This is a genomic window from Candidatus Competibacteraceae bacterium (genome assembly GCA_016699715.1).
Lineage (GTDB): Bacteria > Pseudomonadota > Gammaproteobacteria > Competibacterales > Competibacteraceae > Competibacter.
This window is the reverse complement of sequence record CP065007.1, coordinates 369,811-388,716: the sequence shown is the minus strand read 5'-3', so window position 1 is coordinate 388,716 and position 18,906 is coordinate 369,811. Positions and strand designations below refer to the sequence as shown.

Sequence of the window (18,906 nt, the reverse complement as noted above, 5' to 3'; positions counted from 1 at the left end):
CTCGCTAACCCCAGTTGGCCCCCAGCGGCGACCGCCAGCCGGATGGTTCCGCCAGACCCCGCTCGCGACGCAGATAATCCAGGAACGGGTTGCTCTTCAGCTCCTGCTCCAAGGTCGTTACCGGCCCGTGACCACTGCATACGATCAGATGCCCCGGCAGTTCCAGCAACCGACGCAAGCTGGCTTGCACTAGATCGGGATCGCTCATGGGAAAATCGGTCCGGCCGACACTGCCGGCGAACAGCGTATCGCCGACGAAGATATGGGTATCGTCGTAATAGCAGCCCTGTCCCGGCGTATGCCCCGGGGTGGACAGAAAGCGAAAGCGCAACTCGCCGCCCAGTTCAAGCGTATCGTCGTCCCGCACTTCCCGGTCGACCCGGCCGCTCGGCCGGTCAAAATCGGCCATGCCGAACAGCAGGGAACCCTGCTGGGGCAATAGCTCGAACATCGGTCGCTCCAAAGCCGGCAGGTAGGTGACCGCCTCGGGGAATTCCCGCTGCAGGTCGGTCAAACCGCCGGCATGGTCGAAATGCGCGTGGGTCAGCAGAATAGCTCGCAGGTCCGGGCGCGGCCGCAGGTCGGCCAAGGCATTCGCCAGTTGCGAGTCGTCGCCGGTATCGACCACGGCACAGGCCCCTGAGACTGGATCTTCCAGTAAATAGGCATTGACTTGGAACGCGCCTAGGGTAAAACAGCAGACTTTCATGATGGCCACTCAACAATATGGTCTTCCAGTCGCCGGTTTCGTCGTTCCGACACGACCCAACCGCATACGCTCATGCCCGCCTGGCGGGTCGAATCGGAATCGTGGGTCCGTAATGGATGCCAGCTCGGCAACGGCTTGCGCTCCGCTTGCAGCCGGTACGCACAGGTGGGCGGCAGCCAGTTGACCCGCTCCACCTCGGCCGGCGTCAACTGCACGCAATCGGGCACCCAGCGAAACCGGTCGGCGTAGCGGGTGCAGCGTCCGGTCTTGAGATTCAGCAACCGGCAAGCGACGTTGGTGTGGAATAGTTCACCCGTGTCTTCATCTTCCAGCTTGTGCAGGCAGCATTTGCCGCAACCGTCGCAGAGCGCCTCCCATTCCGCCAAGGTCAGATCAGCAAGGGATTTTTCTTCCCAGAAGCGAGAGATGGTATTCATGGCGACCGACCAGTCAGTGGAAAAACAGGGACGCCGCCCCGGCGTCCCCATTGAGTCAGGAATTGATGTACTCGCGCAGGGCCCGCGCTTCGACGGCGGTTTCCTCGAGTTTGGCTTTCACCAAGTCGCCGATGGAAACCACTCCCACCATTCTACCGTCCTCCACCACCGGAATATGGCGGAATCGTTTGGTGGTCATCACGGCCAGCGCCTCGCCGACGGTGTCACCCGGTTTGCAGACATAAATGCTGGTGGTCATCCAGTCCTTAACCAGCATGGTTTCGAAATCGCTTTCGCCCTCGGCATACAGCCGCAACACATCGCGCTCCGTCAGGATACCCATCGGCTCGCCGCCAGGACCTTGCACCATCACCGACCCAACGCGTTTGGCATTCATGGTGCGAATGGCGGACGCCACCGTGCTGGCTTCCGGCACGATCACCGGTTCGCCACCTTTGTTCTTCAGCACTTCCTTCAGTTGCATCATGGATAGATACCTCCCTCATCATTAACTTCAACTTCATTGAGTCGAGCAACATGGCTCGTCAATAATAATTTATCAGAATCGTCGGTTTTAGCGACAGAAACCACAGGGCGGGGGCTAACCCTGCCGCAACAGGTCACGCAACCCCTCGCCGTGTAGTGTAGGCGCTTTTTAGCGACCCAGCGTCAGCAACAGACCGTTCAACCGTTTCACAAAGCTGGCTGGATCTTCCAGTTGCCCCCCCTCGGCCAGCATCGCCTGCTCGAACAATAAATGGGTCCAGTCGCCGAAGCGGTCGGCGTCCGCTTCGTCCTTCAACCGGGCGACCAGCGGGTGCTGGGGATTCAACTCCAGATGCGGCTTACTCGACGGCACGTTCTGACCCGCCTCGCGCAGCAGGCGCTCCAGGTGAGAACTAAGCGCGTAATCGTCCACCACCAGACAGGCCGGAGAATCGGTCAGCCGTGAGGAAACCCGCACTTCGTTGACCTTGTCGCCCAACACCTCCTTGACTCGGGTTAGCAAATCCTTGAACTGATCCTCGGCCTGCTTCTGCTCCTGCTTTTCCTCCTCCGAAGCGATCTTGTCCAGATCCAGCGCTCCCTTGGCAACCGACTGGAGATGCTTGCCTTCGAACTCGGTCAGGTGCGACATCAACCACTCGTCCACCCGATCGGTCAGTAACAAAACCTCCAAGCCTTTCTTGCGGAACACTTCCAGGTGCGGGCTGTTTTTAGCGGCGGCGAAGCTGTCGGCGCTAATGTAGTAAATCTTGTCCTGTCCTTCCTTCATCCGGCCGACGTAGTCCGCCAACGCGACGGTCTGCTCGGCGCTGTCGTTGTGAGTCGAGGCAAAACGCAGCAGTTTGGCGATTTGCTCGCGATTACCATGATCCTCCGCCGGCCCTTCCTTAAGGACCCGCCCAAAATCCTTCCAGAATTTGCCGTATTTCTCGGCATTGTTGGCCGCCATGTCCTCCAGCAACCCCAGCACTTTCTTGACCGATCCGCCACGAATGCTGTCCACGATCTTGCTGCCTTGCAGGATTTCGCGGGAGATGTTGAGCGGCAGGTCGTTGGAATCGATCACGCCGCGCACGAAGCGCAGGTAACGCGGCATCAGATGCTCGGCATCGTCCATGATGAACACCCGCTGTACGTACAGCTTCACCCCGTGACGCTGTTCACGATCCCAGAGATCGAACGGCGCGCGAGCCGGGATAAACAGCAGCGAGGTGTATTCCAGCTTGCCCTCGACCCGGTTGTGGGTCCAGGTCAGCGGGTCTTCGAAATCGTGACCGACATGCTTGTAAAACTCCTTGTATTCCTCTTCCTTGATTTCCTGTTTGGGCCGTGCCCACAGCGCCGCCGCCTGATTGATACGTTCCTCTTCGACGGTCGGCGGTGCATCCTTGTCTTCGCTGAATTTTTCTACCTGCATCATCACCGGCAGCGTGATGTGGTCGGAATACTTGGTGATGATGGAGCGCAACTGCCACTCGTTCAGCAGATCGCTCTCTTCCTCGCGCAGATGGAGAATCACCTCGGTACCACGCGTCGGTTTTTCAATGGTTTCCAGTGCGTACTCGCCCTCGCCGGTGGATTCCCAAAGCACGCCATGCTCCGGCCCCATGCCAGCGCGGCGGGTGTGCAGCGTAACCTTGTCGGCGACGACGAAGCTGGAGTAGAAACCAACACCAAACTGGCCGATCAGGTTGGCATCGCGGGCCTGATCGCCACTCAGCTTCTGCATGAACTGGCGGGTGCCGGAACGGGCGATCGTGCCGATATTGTCGATGACTTCCTGCCGATCCATGCCGATGCCGTTATCGGACACGGTGATAGTGCGGGCATCCTTGTCGAAACTTACCCGGATTCTCAATTCGGGATCGCTCTCGTACAAAGCGCCGTCGGTAAGTGCCTCGAAGCGCAATTTGTCGCAGGCGTCGGAGGCGTTGGAGATCAACTCGCGGAGGAAGACCTCCTTGTTGGAATACAGCGAATGCGCGACCAGGCGCAGTAACTGCTGCACCTCGGCCTGAAAACCAAGGGTTTCCTTATGGGCTTCAACGGTCATGGGGAACGGGTCTCCTGGGTGGTGTGCGTATGCCAGGAGCGAATATGCGGGCGGCTGGCGGGATTTCAAGGTAATGCTTCCGTACAAGCCCGGATGCATGTAGCAGGTTACATCCGGGCTACGGAAAACCCTATGGATTAGGTCCGTTCCAATACCCCACCAGCGGAATCCAACCGGCGTTGGCCGGACCGAAGCGAAACACGACATCGGCCGCGCCGCCCGCGTGGCTGTTCTTCAGATAGAAGGTGCTGGTGCCGGGGTTGAACAGGCCGACGGTGGTGTCGCCGTCGCCGTCCCAGTCGCCCGCGAGGGGAATCCAACCGGCATTGGCCGGACCGAAGCGAAACACGACATCGGCCACGCCGCCCGCGTGGCTGTTCTTGAGGTAGAAGGCGCTGGTGGCGGGGTTGAACAGGCCGACGGTGGTGTCACCGTCGCTGTCCCAGTCGCCCGCAATCGGCGTCCAGCCGGCGTTGGCTGGGCCGTAGCGGTAGCTGAGATCGGCCGCGCCGCCCGCGTGGCTGTTCTTGAGGTAGAAGGCGCTGGTGGCGGGGTTGAACAGGCCGACGGTGGTGTCGCCGTCGCCGTCCCAGTCGCCCGCAATCGGCGTCCAGCCGGCGTTGGCTGGGCCGTAGCGGTAGCTGAGATCGGCCGCGCCGCCCGCGTGGCTGTTCTTGAGGTAGAAGGCGCTGGTGGCGGGGTTGAACAGGCCGACGGTGGTGTCGCCGTCGCCGTCCCAGTCGCCCGCAATCGGCGTCCAGCCGGCGTTGGCTGGGCCGTAGCGGTAGCTGAGATCGGCCGCGCCGCCCGCGTGGCTGTTCTTGAGGTAGAAGGCACTGGTGGCGGGGTTGAACAGGCCGACGGTGTACTGTGCTGCGGTTTGATTGCTGGGGTTGAAGGTGGCGGTGCAACTGAGGTTGCTGGCCGGCATGGCGAAGCTGGCCGCGCAGGGGCTGGGATTCCAGCCGGCAAAGACGCTACCGGTGGCCGGCGTGGCCGTTAGGGCAACCGTGGCGCCCGCCGCATACGATCCGCCGCCGCCCACCGTGCCCGATCCCGTGCCCGCCTTGGCGACCGTCAGGGTGTAGGTGCTCGGCGGTGCCAGGTTGAAGGTGGCGGTGCAACTGAGGTTGCTGGCCGGCATGGCGAAGCTGGCCGCGCAGGGGCTGGGATTCCAGCCGGCAAAGACGCTACCGGTGGCCGGCGTGGCCGTTAGGGCAACCGTGGCGCCCGCCGCATACGATCCGCCGCCGCCCACCGTGCCCGATCCCGTGCCCGCCTTGGCGACCGTCAGGGTGTAGGTGCTCGGCGGTGCCAGGTTGAAGGTGGCGGTGCAACTGAAGTTGCTGGCCGGCATGGCGAAGCTGGCCGCGCAGGGGCTGGGATTCCAGCCGGCAAAGACGCTACCGGTGGCCGGCGTGGCCGTTAGGGCAACCGTGGCGCCCGCCGCATACGATCCGCCGCCGCCCACCGTGCCCGATCCCGTGCCCGCCTTGGCGACCGTCAGGGTGTAGGTGCTCGGCGGTGCCAGGTTGAAGGTGGCGGTGCAACTGAGGTTGCTGGCCGGCATGGCGAAGCTGGCCGCGCAGGGGCTGGGATTCCAGCCAGCAAAGACGCTGCCGGTGGCCGGCGTGGCCGTTAGAGCAACCGTGGCGCCCGCCGCATACGATCCGCCGCCGCCCACCGTGCCGTTACCGATGCCGATCTTGGCAACGGTCAGAGTGTATACCGTCGAGGTTGTACAACTTGCCGGCGAACCCGCTACAAAAGCCGACATCAGATTTGGAACCCGGTAAGCCGCAATACCGTAGGAATGATTCTGTCCAAAGGTCAGGCTGAGGCTACTCATACCACCCAGCAGATGGCAGTAACTCATGATGGTGCCCCCACCATCACCGGCCACGCCGCCGGTCAGACTGTTAATAGCGGGCAGGGTTTCCACACCCGAATAACAGCCGCTTTCTTGTCCGTAACAGTGATCCACATCATTATTGTTTCCGCCAATTCCCGCATAGCAGTGCGTATGCTCGGAACCAAAATTATGTCCTATTTCATGACTAACAGCGACAATATCCCACACGATGCTTGGATTATTAATATTAAAGTCCCCGAAACGGCGAATACTTGTTGTAACGCCATATCCATATTGCGTGTTGCAAAGCACTCCTACATAAGCAATCCCACTATTATAGGGTCTACCGCTCAGCATATGCACGGTTGCGCGATTAACGCTGGAATTGTTTGTATTCCAATAATTCATTAATTGCCCCAAGAGCGCGCTCGTACTGGCTGCAGTCCAAGGGTCGCTATTTGGACCATCCACCCACAACTTGGTATAACTGATTTGTAAGCGCGTCCCGACCTCCCGTTCATACATTACAGAGGCGTAAGCAATCAAATCACTCAAGTAGTTCAACGCCGCTGTTTGATTATTAAAAAGAGCGTAATATTCATAATCAGTCTCCACGGCGACATTGATGGTGTATCCCGCCGGGCTGACTTTCTCGAACTGATCAGGGGACTCCTGGTTCAATCTAGGATCTCCCAATATCTTTTTTAATATTGGGTTTTCTGGACTATGAGCCTTTCCCACATCACACTTGAATTCCTGCGACAATGGCTCCAGTTCCGTCTGAATATCCACCTCCCGGGTATCGAAACCAGCAACTGCTCCAGACACGCGGCCTTCCAACATTATGATACGATTGCTGATAAAAATCAGCCCACGCGGCTGACCCTGTTCTGGAACTGTCATTAGCACCATAGAGTCTGGAAGCCCATCAACTTGTCCTCGATAATAAGCATTGTTGGGCACTGCCAAACGCTCACCTCTACTGTTAACGAGTATCGCATTCGGGGCAAAAGTGGAGAATCGCTCCAATAGCAGGCGCTGCTGACCACGCATTCCAGAGATGGGCAGCTCTTCCAATACCATTTGCCCACCCACCGATAGATTTCTCGCTAATAAGGAAAAATCAGCTCGCGTGGAGGCTACCGATACTATCTCCAGTTTTTGTTCTATGGCTTGCGCCCAAACAGAACTAATGAGCAGGAGATTAAGTATCCAGACCAATAAAAAACCGCCATTTAAAATTTTAAATTTTAGGCTCTTCATGACATATCCTCCATCTAAAATAATGCAACAAACAGATAAATCACTCAATCGTGCCAAAACGTGGATCAATCGATTCCATCCCTCACATCTGGCTTCATGACTCCATGCGCGATCTCCACCCCCTCATACCGCAGCAGCCAGCGCTTGATCTCCAGGGGATCACCGGAAACTTCGCCCGCGTAACCACCAAGCCCCTGTCGGGACACCACGCGATGGCAGGGAATAAGAATCGGGATCGGATTGTTTCGGCAGGCGCCACCAATGGCGCGGGCAGCGGTACCGAGCCGAACCGCCAGTTCGCCGTAGGTCAGCACCGCCCCCGCTGGAATGGCCCGAAGCGCTTTCCACACTCGTTGCTGAAACGCGGTGCCTTCAGGAACCAACGCAACCGTGACCGGGGTGCGAGGATCGTGGAAATACGCTTGCAACTGGGCCACGACGGCTTGGGTGGCGATATCCGCCGACGGCAGCTCCGGCACATCAGCCGGCAGGTAATCGAGTTCACTCACCGCCGCGCCAGCCATGCGGACACCGATCATGCCGATTGGCGCGGCAATAACCGCCTGATACGCATCAGGCGCGATCATATTCAATCCTCGCGCGGAACGTAGCGCAGCCAATCGTGGCTAGTGTCGCCGTAAACGATGAAGTACGGGTTCAGCAGCGAGTCGCGCGTGTTGTAGCGCAACGGCTCGCCCGTTTCCGCCGATACCACCCGGCCACCGGCCGCTTCGACGATGACTTGCGCGGCGGCGGTGTCCCACTCCGAGGTCAGGCCAAGCCGGGGATAGACATCCGCCACACCCTCCGCGACTCGGCAGAACTTGAGCGAACTGCCGATGCTCACCAGATGGTGCGCGCCCAAAGCGGCAACGAAGGCCCGCAATCCCGCCCCTCCATGAGTTTTGCTGCCGGCGACTCGCACCGGTTCGCCCGCCCGCAACGGTCTGACCGAGATCGGTTGCGGCGACTGGCCCGGCTCCATGCGGAACGCGCCGTAGTGGCGCGCGGCGAAATAGCACACGCCGGTCACCGGCACCCGCACCACCCCGAGCACCGGTTCGTGGTCTTCGATCAGGGCGATGTTAACGGTAAACTCGCCGTTGCGCTTCACAAATTCCTTGGTGCCGTCCAGCGGGTCCACCAGCCAATAGCGCCGCCATTGTGACCGTTCGGCGAACGGTACAGCGGCCGACTCCTCGGACAGGATGGGAAGGTCGGGCGTTAAGCGCCGCAGGCCGGCGGTAATAGCATCATGGGCGGCCAAATCGGCGGCGGTCAGCGGGCTATCGTCGTCCTTGGCGGTCACCCCAAACGCCGTGGCGTAGACCTCCAGGATGCGCTCGCTGGCTTCCGCCGCCAGCATTTTGACCGGCTCCAGCCAATTCAACCATGGGTCGTGCATGTCACCCCCTTGTTTCCGGCCTCTCTCCCTTTGAGAAAAGGGCAATACAAATAAAAAGGGCGACCCTGGAATGATCGCCCCACCACCGGTTGTGCTGCTTATGAGTTTAACGCAACTTCTCCTTGATGCGAGCCGCCTTACCTTCCAAACCGCGCAGGTAGTACAGCTTGGCTCGACGCACGTCGCCACGGCGCTTGACGGTGATGTCGGCGATCACCGGGCTGTAGGCTTGGAATACCCGTTCCACGCCCTCGCCATGGGAAATCTTGCGCACGGTAAACGCCGAGTTCAGGCCGCGGTTGCGTTTGGCGATGACAACCCCCTCGAAGGCCTGCAAGCGTTCGCGGTTGCCCTCCTTCACCTTGACCCGCACCACCACGGTATCGCCAGGATTGAAAGCCGTGATCTCGCGGTTCATCTGTTCGCGTTCGAATTCTTCCACCAGTTTACTCATGACACTACGCTCCACGTTGCTCCAGGAGGTTGTCCGGCGGCGCCGGCGCTCCCCGTTTCTCTTGGTATTCGCGAATAAATTCATCCAGTAGCGCCTGGTCTTCAGTCACCAACCGCCGTCGGGCCAGCAAGTCAGGCCGTCGCAGCCAAGTCCGCCCCAAGGCCTCGCGCCGTCGCCAGCGGGCGATAGCGGCATGATCGCCGCTCAGCAGCACCGCCGGTACCCGCCGCCTCTCGATCTCTTCGGGCCGGGTGTAGTGCGGGCAATCCAGCAACCCGTCCATGAACGAATCCTGCTCGGCCGATTCGCTGTCGTTCAGCGCTCCCGGCAACAACCGGGCCATGGCGTCGATCAATACCAACGCCGCCAGTTCGCCGCCACTAAGCACGTAATCGCCGATAGACCATTCCTCGTCCACCTCGGTCGCGATCAGCCGCTCGTCGATGCCCTCATAGCGGCCAGCCAGCAGGATCAGTCTCGTTTCCAGCGCCAGTTCCCGCACGCCATCCTGGGTCAACGGCCGACCCTGCGGGCTGAGATAAATCGTTTTTCCTGGCGGTTGCGCCGCCGCCCTGGCCCGTTGCAGGGTATCGCGCAGCGGTTGTACCTTCATCACCATGCCCGGACCGCCGCCGTAGGGCCGGTCATCGACGGTGCGATGGCGATCATGGGCATCGTCGCGTGGATCCCAGGCATCCACCCGCAACAACCCGCGCTCGACTGCCCGCCCGGTCACCCCAAAGCGGAGCAAAGTCTTGACCATCTCGGGAAACAGGGTGACCACATCCACGCGCATGGCCGTGTTCCCTAGCGCCCCTCTCCCACGCGGGGAGAGCGCTTGCGAGTCAGGAGACTCAAAAATCCGGCTCCCAATCCACCCGCAACAGGCGCTGTTCAAGGTCGATTTCGACCACGACCTGGCCTCGCACGAATGGCAGCAACCGTTCCCGTTCCCCTTTGACTATCAGCACATCGTTGGCGCCCGTGGCGAACACGGAGGCGACCGTGCCCAAATCGACCCCGCCCAGCGTCACCACCCGCAGCCCTTCCAAGTCCGCCCAGTAATACTCGCCCGGTTCGGGTGGCGGCAATTGCGAACGACGCACCGCAATTTCGCTTTGCAACAGCGTCGCGGCCTGATCACGGTCGTCGTAACCGACGAACTTCAGCACCACACCCGCTCCATGGGCACGGCCGGCTTCGATTTCAAAAGGCCGCCACTCGCCGCCGCGATGCAAAAACACCGGCGCATAGCGAGCGATTCCCGCGCGCGGCTCGGTGTGGGAGAACACTCTCACCCAGCCCTGCACGCCAAACAGGCCGGACACCCGGCCCAGCACCACCCAATCCGACATCGCGGCAGCGCCGGTTTCGCGGCGGGTTTCGGCCGTTACTGAACCGGCTGCTGGCGGGATTGTTCCCTGATCAGACTGACCACTCGCTCGGACGGTTGCGCGCCGTTACCCAACCAGTACTGCAAGCGCTCCTGATTCAGGTTCAAACGCGCTTCGCCACCACTGGCGATCGGGTTGAAAAAACCGATGCGTTCGATACAGCGGCCGTCACGCCGGTTACGGCTGTCGGTCACGACCACGGTGTAGAAGGGGCGCTTCTTGGCGCCGCCGCGGGACAGGCGGATAGTAACCATGCGCTGCGAATACCTCTTGCGAATTCCGATTTTCCGGTAGATGAAGGAGCTGCCCATGCGGGGCGGCCGGATGAAGCGGGGAATAGTATCCGAAATTTCCAGTGTTTGAAACCGTTAGGAACATAGTTGGCCATTGGCTTCGTTTCCGAAGGGCTCCCCCGTTCTACCGCTTCAGCGGCGGCAACCCACCCATCGGCAGCTTACCCTGTAAGCCGCGCATCATCTTCATCAAGCCGCCACCCTTCATTTTCTTCATCATTTTTTGTGCCTGATCGAACTGCTTGAGCAGCCGGTTCACGTCCTGGATCAGGGTACCGGAACCGGCGGCGATGCGGCGCTTACGCGAACCCTTGATCATGTCCGGGAAGCGGCGTTCCCCCGGGGTCATCGAATTAATGATGGCCACCAAGCGCCTGACCTCCTTGTCCGCCGCCTGCTCCTTGAGCGCCGCCGGCGCGGCGTTGAAACCCGGCATCTTTTCCAACAGGCTGGCGATACCGCCCATCTTCGTCATCTGCTCCATCTGCTCGCGGAAGTCTTCCAGGTCGAAACCGCGCCCCTTCTGGACCTTCTGGGCCAGCTTGAGCGCCTTGTCCTTGTCGACCTTCTGCTCCATCTCCTCGACCAAACTCAGCACGTCGCCCTTACCCAGAATGCGCGAGGCTACCCGGTCGGGAAAGAACGGTTCCAGGGCGGCGGTCTTCTCGCCGACACCGAGAAACTTGATCGGTCGGCCGGTGATTTGGCGGATCGACAGCGCCGCGCCGCCACGAGCATCGCCATCGGTCTTGGTCAGCACCACGCCGGTCAGCGGCAGGGCGGCATTGAATGCCTGCGCGGTGTTGGCGGCGTCCTGCCCGGTCATGCTGTCCACCACGAACAGGGTTTCGATAGGGTTCAACGCCGCGTGCAGCCGCTGAATCTCGGTCATCATCTCGGCATCGACATGCAAGCGGCCGGCGGTATCGACAATCAGCACCTCGACGCCGTGCAGGCGGGCATGCTCCAGTGCCTGGCGGGCGATGGCTTCCGGAACCTGCCCGGGGTCGCTGGGGAAAAACGCCGCGCCGACCTCATCGGCCAGCTTGCGCAACTGCTCGATGGCGGCTGGCCGGTACACGTCGCAACTCACCACCATCACTTTCTTGCGCTGGCGCTCCTTCAGCCAACGGGCCAGCTTGGCAACGCTGGTGGTTTTACCGGAGCCCTGCAAACCCGCCATCAGCACCACCGCCGGTGGCTGGACCCTCAGGTTCAGTTCGGCATTGGCCTCGCCCATGGTTCGGATCAGTTCTTCGTGGACGATCTTGATCAGCACTTGGCCGGGGGTCAGGCTGAGTAGCACTTCCTCGCCGATCGCCCGCTCGCGCACCCGGTTGATGAACTCGCGCACCACCGGCAGCGCTACGTCCGCTTCCAGCAGGGCCATGCGCACCTCGCGCAGGGCATCCTTGATATTGTCCTCGGTGAGGCGGCCTTGGCCACGCAGATTCTTGACGGTGAGCAACAAGCGTTCGCTGAGATTTTCGAACATGCGGGAAACCTTGATTCAAAATCGGAAAAGAGTGGAGGATTATAGGGAGAATCGCCCGATTTGGCGCGGCGCGCTTCAAGTCGCCACCGTTCCATGCCATCATGGTTGCGGATAATTGGACTTGCACGGAATCTCAATGAACGCGGTCACCGGCGGCTTGGCCGCCCTGCTCTACCTGCTTGCCGGCGGGCTGCTGGCCGGGCGGCTGGCGCGCGCCGGCGGCGCGGCGATAGGTTCATCGAAGGGCGGTCCGCTGGCCCTGGGCTGGGGGGCGGTCATCCTGCACGCCATGATCCTGGCCCAAACCGTGTTCCAACCCGCTGGCCTCAATCTCGGCTTCTTCAACGCGCTATCGTTCACCGGCTGGCTGATCAACGTGGTTCTGCTGGCGGCGGCGATGGTGCGGCCGGTCGAAAACCTCGGCATCATTGCATTACCGTTCGGCGCGCTCACGCTGGTCCTCGGCCTGTCGTTCGCCACCGAGCGCATCGTCGCCGACCCCGGACAATGGCCGCTGGAACTGCACATTCTCATCGCCATCCTGGCCTATTCGCTGCTGACCTTGGCGGCGGCGCAGGCAACGCTGCTGGCCATCCAGGACCGGCGCTTGCGGCGGCGCCAGCCCGGTGGCTTCCTGCGCGGCATCCCGCCGCTCACCGCAATGGAATCCCTGCTGTTCCAAATGATCGGCGCCGGCTTCATCTTGCTGAGCATCACCCTATTTAGTGGCCTACTCTTTCTCAAGGATATCTTCGCTCAGCACTTGGTTCACAAGACCGTGCTGTCCTTTATTGCCTGGGGAGTGTTCGGGGTGCTGTTGTGGGGTCGCTGGCGCTTCGGCTGGCGCGGCCGCACCGCCATTCGCTGGACGCTGAGCGGTTTTACTTTCCTGGTACTCGCCTATTTCGGCAGCAAGCTGGTGTTGGAATTAATCCTGAGACGTTGATCGAACCCGCGCCGCCCGCCCTTGGCCGAAGCTCTTCTTGGCCGATTGAGGCTTGACAGCGCGCGCCAGCAATTCGTAAATACGGCTCATTCACTCAAAATCAGGGTTTTCACGAGTTGGACAATATTCATATTGGCGTATTGTGCGCCGTCCTGGTCCTGTTAATCGGCTGCTCCGCCTTTTTCTCCAGTTCCGAAACCGGACTGATGACCCTCAATCGCTACCGCCTGCGCCACCGCGTTCGGGAAGGCAACAAGGCCGCGATACGCACCAGCCGGCTGCTGGAACGGCCAGATCGCTTGATCGGCATCATTCTACTCGGCAACAACTTCGTCAACATTCTAGCGTCCTCGCTGGCCACCATTATCGCTATCCACTTCTTGGGCGATGCCGGTATTTTGGTCTCCACGGTTCTCTTGACGCTGGTTCTGCTGGTGTTCAGCGAAGTCGCGCCCAAGACGCTGGCGGCCCTGCATCCCGAGCGCATTGCCTTCCCCGCTTCCGCGGTGCTGGCACCGTTGCTCAAGATCTTCTACCCCCTGGTGTGGTTGACCAATGCGATGGCGAACGGCCTATTACGACTGTTCCGGGTGGCGATTCAGACCTCCAGCCAATATTCGCTCAGCGCCGAGGAACTGCGCACGGTGGTCCTCGAAGCCGGGGTGATGATTCCCAAACGGCATCAAACCATGTTGCTGGGCATCCTGGAGCTGGAGGAAATCACCGTCAATGACATCATGGTGCCACGCAACGAGGTGGAGGGCATCGACCTGGAAGGCGACTGGGCGGAGATCGTCGCCAAACTGACCCGCAGCCCCTACACCCGCATGCTGGTCTACCGCGACACCTTCGACCAGGTCGTGGGCTTCCTGCACCTGCGCAAGGTGCTCAACACGATGATGCAGAAGCCGGATTTCAATCGGGCTGATCTGGAGAGCCTGATCCGGGAGCCCTATTTCATCCCCGAAGGCACCTCGCTAACCCGGCAGTTGCTCAACTTTCAGCAGCTGCGCCGACGCGTCGGGCTGGTGGTGGACGAGTACGGCGAAGTGCTGGGGCTGGTAACGCTGGAGGACATCCTGGAAGAGATCGTGGGTGAATTCACCACCGATCCCGCCGCCATCGGCAAACGCAATCTGGTCCCGCGCGCCGACGGTGGCTACGTGGTGGACGGTCGCACTTCGATTCGCAGCCTGAACCGGGCATTGGACTGGAAATTGCCCACCGACGGCCCCCGCACCCTCAATGGCCTGATCATGGAGCACCTCGAAACCATCCCCGAACCGGGTACCCGACTGTCGCTGATGGGTCACCTGACCGAGATCGTGGAAATCTCCGGCAACCGGGTTAAGACGGTGGTCATCTGGCCGACCGAGCCGGCGGAACTAGCGGAACCGACGGACTGACCGCCGCGCCCACCGGTTCCGCCGGCTCGTCCCGTCGATCCGCCAACCAGATCCAGTCCTCGATGTCGTTTTCCGGCTGGTACTCGGCCACCGCTTCCCGCAGGATCGCCCGCACGGTCGGATAGTCGAAACTGCGTGAAGCGGCGGCGAGCCGCTCCAGGCAGTCTCGCACCACCAGCCACGGCAAACTGAGTTCGCAGGCCCGGCGGATCATCGGGTGCTCGGTGGCCAGATCGCCGCTGCCGATCAGTAACTCCTCGCGTAATTTCTCGCCGCTGCGCAGGCCGGTAAAACGGATTTCGATATCGCCATCAGGCTGGTCCGCGTCCCGCACTTCCAGACCGAACAACCGGATCATGCGCCGCGCCAGGTCGAGAATCCGTACCGGCTCGCCCATATCGAGCAGGAACACATCGCCGCCCTGAGCCATGGCGCTGGCCTGAATCACCAATTGCGCCGCCTCGGGGATGGTCATGAAATAGCGCTCCACCTCGGGATGGGTCACCGTCACCGGCCCGCCCTTGCGGACCTGCTCGCGAAACAGCGGCGCCACCGAACCGGAAGAATCCAGTACATTGCCGAAGCGGACCATGCACAGTCGGGTGGGGCCGTCCTCCCCCGCCAGCCCTTGCAGGATCAGTTCCGCCAGCCGTTTGGTGGCACCCATCACATTGGTCGGACGCACCGCCTTGTCGCTGGAGATCAGCACGAAGGTCCCAACCCCGGCGGCGATGGCGGCCTCGGCGGCGCGCCAAGTGCCGAATACATTATTTTGCACCCCCTCGATGGGGTTGCGTTCGACGATCGGCACATGCTTGTAGGCCGCCGCGTGATAAACGGTCTCGACCTGAAAACGCTCCATGGCCACTTGCAACCGGCGCTGGTGAATGACCGACCCCAACAACGGGATCAGTTCGATGGAAGAAGTACCAGCTTGTACGTCCGCGCTCCCTTCCAGACTTGAAGTCACGGGGTTCAGGGCGAGTGGACGGGGATGCGCCATATTGGCCAACATGGTGCGCAGTTCCTGCTCGATGGCGTAGAGGGCGTACTCGGAACGCTCGAACAGGACCAAGCGGCGTGGCCGCAATAGCAGGATTTGCCGGCACAGCTCGGCTCCGATCGAGCCGCCCGCGCCGGTCACCATCACGCTCCTGCCGCTCACCCGCCCCTGCAATAACACCTCGTTGGGTTGGACCGAATCGCGGCCAAGGATGTCCTCGACATCGACCTCGCGAAATTCGTCGATGCGCCGGGCACCGCTGGTCAACTCCGCCAGCGTGGGCAAAGCCAGCACCCGCACTGGCAACCCGGCCAGCGCTTCCAGAACTTCCCGGCGGCGGCGGTGCGACGCCGACGGCAGCGCCAGCAGGATCAGGCTACCTTCGTGCTGGGCCACCAATCGCGACAGTTTGAACGGCGCCCGTACCTTGAGACCCAGCACCACACTGCCCCACAGTTGCGGGTTGTCGTCGACGAACGCGACGGGCGCGAATTCGGCGCTGTAGCGCAGGGCGTTGGCCAATTGCGCACCGGCCTCGCCCGCCCCATAGATGATGACGGGCGCGCGCGCCGCGCTGGTCCGAAACCGCCGGCGTAGGACGCGGCGAATCGCCAGCCGGCCACCACCGATCAGGGCGACCAGCACCAGCCAGCCGATCAGCCAGGACGACCGCGGCACCAGCCCCTGGCGCAGGAATACCCAGACCGCCATCATCAGCAGAATTCCGGCGCTGACGCCGAGCACGATGGTGTACAGCAGGCTTTCGTCGGCGTAGCGCAGGATCGGACGATACAGACCGACCGCCGCGAAGGTTAGGATGAGGATAAGCACCGCCAGCGGAAACAGCCAGACCACATCCTGCAGCATCGATGGCCACCAGTCGCCGAGGCGGATGGCGAACGCCGCCCAGACCGCGACCAGCACGGCAAGCGCGTCGCCGGTGACCAGTAGCGCGCGGCGGGCAGCGGGGGGGAGATTGAGGAAGCGTTCGAGCATCACGGGGCCGATACTGTAGCATGCCGCCGTTCCAGTCGCCCCACTCCCCACATCAGGACGCTGTAAATCAGAATCCAGATCGCCGCCAAGGTTATCTGTCCGACGGGCGGCAACCGAACCGCCAGCAAGGCGGAACCGGCACAGGCCAGCATCAGCGCGTATTCGGCCAGCACGGTGCGACGGTGCCCCCAGCCGAGCAACACCAATCGCTGGTAATAATGGCTTCGGTGCGCCTCCCAGACCTTCTCGCCTCGCAGCAGGCGACGCAACAGGGTCACGGTGGCATCAGCAATGAAGGGGGAAAACACCAACAGCGCCACCCAAAATGGGAACAGGCCGGCTTTGGCGCCCCACAGGCTGCACGACGCTGCCAGAAAACCCAGTGCCGTGGAGCCGGTATCGCCGAGGAAGATCTTGGCGGGCGGAAAATTGTGCACCAGAAAACCGGCGCTGGCCGCCGCCACGATCAGACAGAAAGTCGCAAACCCGGCGTCGGCCCAACCCAGCCCAGCCAGCGCCGAAAAACCGATTACCGCCATCCCGCTGGCGAAACCGTCCATGCCATCCATGAAGTTATAAAGGTTGATCATCCAAACGACGAATAGCAGGACAAGAGGGATGGCAAGCCAAGCGGGAAGAACCAAGGCGAGACCGGGTAGCACCAATGAGCCGGGCACTAGATCCGCCACTAACAAGCTGACAGCCGCAAGCAAATGAACTAAGATGCGCCACCGGGCAGGGATACCCACGCGATCATCCTGGAACGACACCAGCGCCAGCGGAATCAGGCCGATGAAAATGAACCCAAGAGTATGGACCGGCAAACCAGCGGTTTTGAACATTATGAGCAACATGCCGATCATAATCCCCGCCAGCACTGCCAATCCTCCTGTTCTCGGAGTGGGCTGCTCGTGCAGGGAGCGGGCATTGGGATGATCGATGGGACCACGGGATAAAGCAGTGCGCCCGAGCCAAACGAAGCTTGAACCCCATGCGCCTATGAAAGCCAGCAAGCTGCCTGTAATCAATGATTGAAGTAAAACAGGCATTATCTAATTTCCGTTGGACAAGGCACAACCTCCATGAGTTTAGGCTAAGTCTGGCTTTCATTCTTTGTTTTGGCTTAGATGATTTTACCTCAATGGGTACTGACGCGCCAAACAAGCAGCCGGTTTTGGCTGGTAGTAGTTTGAGTAAATTATGATGTTAAGCGCGCGTTATCGCGATCTCATTTTATACAAAGCTCTTGCGGACTTAAGAGCCGAGGCGGCGAGAACCTATATCGGTTTTTTATGGTGGGTACTCGATCCACTGATTTTTATGATGATATTTTATGTAGTTTTTGGGCTTCTACTGAAGCGTGGTACCCCAGACTTTGTATCCTTCCTGCTGGTTGGACTGGTATCTTGGCGTTGGCTTCAGAATACGATCATTCACAGCGCGACCTCTATTCTCGGCGGACGAGGGTTGATGCAGCAGGTATACGTGCCTAAAATTGTATTCCCGTTGGTGGTCATTTTGACGGACTTGGTCAAATTTGGGGTGGTGCTGGGGTTATTATTGATTTACCTATGGCTGGCAGGTTTCAATATCGGGTGGACTTATTTGGCGTTGCCGGTTTTGTTACTAACCCAATTTCTGTTGATTGTAGGATTAACTCTTTTCGTGGCGGCGCTCGTTCCATTCGCGCCTGATTTAAAGTATTTGGTCGAGCATTCTCTGCAAATCCTATTTTATTTTTCAGGTATTTTCTTTTCCAGTTCCACGATTTCTGAGAACTATAAAACTTATTTTTATCTTAACCCAATGGCTAGTATTATCGAGGCTTATCGCGATATTTTGATGCATCAAAAGTGGCCAAACTGGTTGGCATTAGCCTTAGTTGCGGCATCGGGTTTAATAATTAGCTTGTTGATGTATCGATGGATCATGCGTAACGACCATTTGTACCCGAAACTGGTGCAGAGATAGCTGCTCATGTCGAAGCAACTTGCCTTATCTCTGAATAATGTGGGAACTTTTTACTGGCGGCAGGCGGGATATTTGCGTAAGGAACGGTTTTGGGCGCTTAAAGACGTCTCTTTCGATCTGCATTATGGCGAATCATTGGGTGTCATCGGCCGTAATGGTGCCGGTAAAAGCACTCTTTTACAGGTTCTTGCAGGAATTCTGCGCCCTGATCGGGGAAAAATGATCAACCATGGCGTGCAAGCAGCTCTGCTGTCACTACAAATCGGTTTTGTACCGTATTTAACCGGACGGCAGAATGCCTTGCTGAGTGGGATGCTGATCGGTCTACATCGAAAGAATGTTATCGAAAAAATGGAGGACATACAGGATTTTTCTGAATTAGGAGATTTTTTTGACCAGCCGATAAGTACCTACTCCAGTGGTATGAAAGCACGACTGGGGTTTTCAGTGGCATTTCAGTTGGATCCCGATGTATTGTTAATTGATGAAGTGCTGGGAGTTGGGGATTCGGATTTTCAGCGCAAATCGTCAGCAGTAATGCATGAAAAAATCCGCTCGGATAAAACTATCGTGCTCGTATCCCACAGCGTGGAAACTATCCGGCAATTATGTGACCGGGCAGTCTGGATTGAAGAAGGAGTGAGCTGTGCTTATGGTGATACTACTGACGTATTAAGCCTCTACGAACAGCAAATAAAGACCAAATCATAGAGTGTGGAAAA

At 59.7% G+C, this 18,906-nt stretch carries 18 protein-coding genes; 4 read left to right on the top strand and 14 right to left on the bottom strand.

Annotated elements, in window-relative coordinates; genetic code table 11:
• Positions 1–4: 4 nt before the first annotated feature.
• From IPM89_01740 to ffh, 12 genes are all read right to left on the bottom strand, one after another.
• Positions 5–709 (bottom strand): MBL fold metallo-hydrolase, encoded by a 705-nt coding sequence (locus IPM89_01740; GenBank protein ID QQS54610.1) that lies wholly within the window; start codon positions 707–709, stop codon positions 5–7.
• Positions 706–1,146 (bottom strand): YcgN family cysteine cluster protein, encoded by a 441-nt coding sequence (locus IPM89_01735; protein ID QQS54609.1) that lies wholly within the window; start codon positions 1,144–1,146, stop codon positions 706–708. Before IPM89_01735 ends, IPM89_01740 begins: the two co-directional genes overlap by 4 nt.
• A 55-nt stretch (positions 1,147–1,201) precedes the next feature.
• On the bottom strand, positions 1,202–1,633 hold the full coding sequence (locus IPM89_01730; protein QQS54608.1) for a CBS domain-containing protein: 432 nt from the start codon (positions 1,631–1,633) through the stop codon (positions 1,202–1,204).
• A gap of 168 nt (positions 1,634–1,801) precedes the next feature.
• On the bottom strand, positions 1,802–3,706 hold the full coding sequence (gene htpG, locus IPM89_01725) for a molecular chaperone HtpG (GenBank protein QQS54607.1): 1,905 nt from the start codon (positions 3,704–3,706) through the stop codon (positions 1,802–1,804).
• Positions 3,707–3,836: 130 nt separating this feature from the next.
• On the bottom strand, positions 3,837–6,821 hold the full coding sequence (locus tag IPM89_01720; protein ID QQS54606.1) for a hypothetical protein: 2,985 nt from the start codon (positions 6,819–6,821) through the stop codon (positions 3,837–3,839).
• A 65-nt stretch (positions 6,822–6,886) separates the two neighbouring features.
• Positions 6,887–7,408, bottom strand: a complete 522-nt coding sequence (locus IPM89_01715) for a methylated-DNA--[protein]-cysteine S-methyltransferase (protein ID QQS54605.1) — start codon at positions 7,406–7,408, stop codon at positions 6,887–6,889.
• Positions 7,409–7,410: 2 nt separating this feature from the next.
• Positions 7,411–8,226 (bottom strand): 3'(2'),5'-bisphosphate nucleotidase CysQ, encoded by an 816-nt coding sequence (gene cysQ, locus IPM89_01710; GenBank protein ID QQS54604.1) that lies wholly within the window; start codon positions 8,224–8,226, stop codon positions 7,411–7,413.
• A gap of 106 nt (positions 8,227–8,332) precedes the next feature.
• Positions 8,333–8,680 (bottom strand): 50S ribosomal protein L19, encoded by a 348-nt coding sequence (rplS, locus tag IPM89_01705; GenBank protein QQS54603.1) that lies wholly within the window; start codon positions 8,678–8,680, stop codon positions 8,333–8,335.
• Between the two features lie 4 nt (positions 8,681–8,684).
• The gene (gene trmD / locus IPM89_01700; GenBank protein ID QQS54602.1) at positions 8,685–9,476 is read right to left on the bottom strand and encodes a tRNA (guanosine(37)-N1)-methyltransferase TrmD; all 792 of its coding nucleotides are present in this window, start codon (positions 9,474–9,476) and stop codon (positions 8,685–8,687) included.
• 58 nt (positions 9,477–9,534) lie between these two features.
• The gene (rimM, locus tag IPM89_01695) at positions 9,535–10,035 is read right to left on the bottom strand and encodes a ribosome maturation factor RimM (GenBank protein ID QQS54601.1); all 501 of its coding nucleotides are present in this window, start codon (positions 10,033–10,035) and stop codon (positions 9,535–9,537) included.
• Positions 10,036–10,070: 35 nt separating this feature from the next.
• Positions 10,071–10,328, bottom strand: a complete 258-nt coding sequence (gene rpsP / locus IPM89_01690) for a 30S ribosomal protein S16 (protein ID QQS54600.1) — start codon at positions 10,326–10,328, stop codon at positions 10,071–10,073.
• Positions 10,329–10,491: 163 nt separating this feature from the next.
• Positions 10,492–11,862 (bottom strand): signal recognition particle protein, encoded by a 1,371-nt coding sequence (ffh, locus tag IPM89_01685; protein QQS54599.1) that lies wholly within the window; start codon positions 11,860–11,862, stop codon positions 10,492–10,494.
• Between the two features lie 136 nt (positions 11,863–11,998).
• Here ffh and ccsA point away from each other — a divergent pair, with 136 nt between their 5' ends.
• Positions 11,999–12,808 carry a cytochrome c biogenesis protein CcsA gene (gene ccsA, locus IPM89_01680; protein QQS54598.1) on the top strand — a complete coding sequence of 270 codons (810 nt, stop codon included), beginning with the start codon at positions 11,999–12,001 and terminating at the stop codon, positions 12,806–12,808.
• Positions 12,809–12,924: 116 nt separating this feature from the next.
• Positions 12,925–14,214, top strand: coding sequence for an HlyC/CorC family transporter (locus IPM89_01675; protein ID QQS54597.1), 1,290 nt, complete (start codon positions 12,925–12,927; stop codon positions 14,212–14,214).
• On the opposite strand, the gene IPM89_01670 is transcribed toward IPM89_01675, so the two are convergent.
• Together IPM89_01670 and IPM89_01665 are read right to left on the bottom strand one after the other, a co-directional pair.
• On the bottom strand, positions 14,168–16,213 hold the full coding sequence (locus IPM89_01670; protein QQS55736.1) for a polysaccharide biosynthesis protein: 2,046 nt from the start codon (positions 16,211–16,213) through the stop codon (positions 14,168–14,170). The two genes, IPM89_01675 and IPM89_01670, sit on opposite strands and share 47 nt — an antisense overlap.
• Positions 16,213–17,262 carry a glycosyltransferase family 4 protein gene (locus IPM89_01665; GenBank protein QQS54596.1) on the bottom strand — a complete coding sequence of 350 codons (1,050 nt, stop codon included), beginning with the start codon at positions 17,260–17,262 and terminating at the stop codon, positions 16,213–16,215. The genes IPM89_01670 and IPM89_01665 overlap by 1 nt, the downstream gene beginning before the upstream one ends.
• Positions 17,263–17,413: 151 nt before the next feature.
• Between IPM89_01665 and IPM89_01660 the strand changes: the two genes are divergently transcribed.
• Positions 17,414–18,184 carry an ABC transporter permease gene (locus IPM89_01660; GenBank protein ID QQS54595.1) on the top strand — a complete coding sequence of 257 codons (771 nt, stop codon included), beginning with the start codon at positions 17,414–17,416 and terminating at the stop codon, positions 18,182–18,184.
• 6 nt (positions 18,185–18,190) lie between these two features.
• Positions 18,191–18,895 carry an ABC transporter ATP-binding protein gene (locus tag IPM89_01655; GenBank protein QQS54594.1) on the top strand — a complete coding sequence of 235 codons (705 nt, stop codon included), beginning with the start codon at positions 18,191–18,193 and terminating at the stop codon, positions 18,893–18,895.
• Positions 18,896–18,906 lie beyond the last annotated feature (11 nt).

Coding starts and splice junctions, on each gene's coding strand:
- IPM89_01740 (QQS54610.1), bottom strand. CDS start 709: ATGAAAGTCTGCTGTTTTACCCTAGGCGCGTTCCAAGTCAATGCCTAT.
- IPM89_01735 (QQS54609.1), bottom strand. CDS start 1,146: ATGAATACCATCTCTCGCTTCTGGGAAGAAAAATCCCTTGCTGATCTG.
- IPM89_01730 (QQS54608.1), bottom strand. CDS start 1,633: ATGATGCAACTGAAGGAAGTGCTGAAGAACAAAGGTGGCGAACCGGTG.
- htpG (QQS54607.1), bottom strand. CDS start 3,706: ATGACCGTTGAAGCCCATAAGGAAACCCTTGGTTTTCAGGCCGAGGTG.
- IPM89_01720 (QQS54606.1), bottom strand. CDS start 6,821: ATGAAGAGCCTAAAATTTAAAATTTTAAATGGCGGTTTTTTATTGGTC.
- IPM89_01715 (QQS54605.1), bottom strand. CDS start 7,408: ATGATCGCGCCTGATGCGTATCAGGCGGTTATTGCCGCGCCAATCGGC.
- cysQ (QQS54604.1), bottom strand. CDS start 8,226: ATGCACGACCCATGGTTGAATTGGCTGGAGCCGGTCAAAATGCTGGCG.
- rplS (QQS54603.1), bottom strand. CDS start 8,680: ATGAGTAAACTGGTGGAAGAATTCGAACGCGAACAGATGAACCGCGAG.
- trmD (QQS54602.1), bottom strand. CDS start 9,476: ATGCGCGTGGATGTGGTCACCCTGTTTCCCGAGATGGTCAAGACTTTG.
- rimM (QQS54601.1), bottom strand. CDS start 10,035: ATGTCGGATTGGGTGGTGCTGGGCCGGGTGTCCGGCCTGTTTGGCGTG.
- rpsP (QQS54600.1), bottom strand. CDS start 10,328: ATGGTTACTATCCGCCTGTCCCGCGGCGGCGCCAAGAAGCGCCCCTTC.
- ffh (QQS54599.1), bottom strand. CDS start 11,862: ATGTTCGAAAATCTCAGCGAACGCTTGTTGCTCACCGTCAAGAATCTG.
- ccsA (QQS54598.1), top strand. CDS start 11,999: ATGAACGCGGTCACCGGCGGCTTGGCCGCCCTGCTCTACCTGCTTGCC.
- IPM89_01670 (QQS55736.1), bottom strand. CDS start 16,213: ATGCTCGAACGCTTCCTCAATCTCCCCCCCGCTGCCCGCCGCGCGCTA.
- IPM89_01665 (QQS54596.1), bottom strand. CDS start 17,262: ATGCCTGTTTTACTTCAATCATTGATTACAGGCAGCTTGCTGGCTTTC.
- IPM89_01660 (QQS54595.1), top strand. CDS start 17,414: ATGATGTTAAGCGCGCGTTATCGCGATCTCATTTTATACAAAGCTCTT.
- IPM89_01655 (QQS54594.1), top strand. CDS start 18,191: ATGTCGAAGCAACTTGCCTTATCTCTGAATAATGTGGGAACTTTTTAC.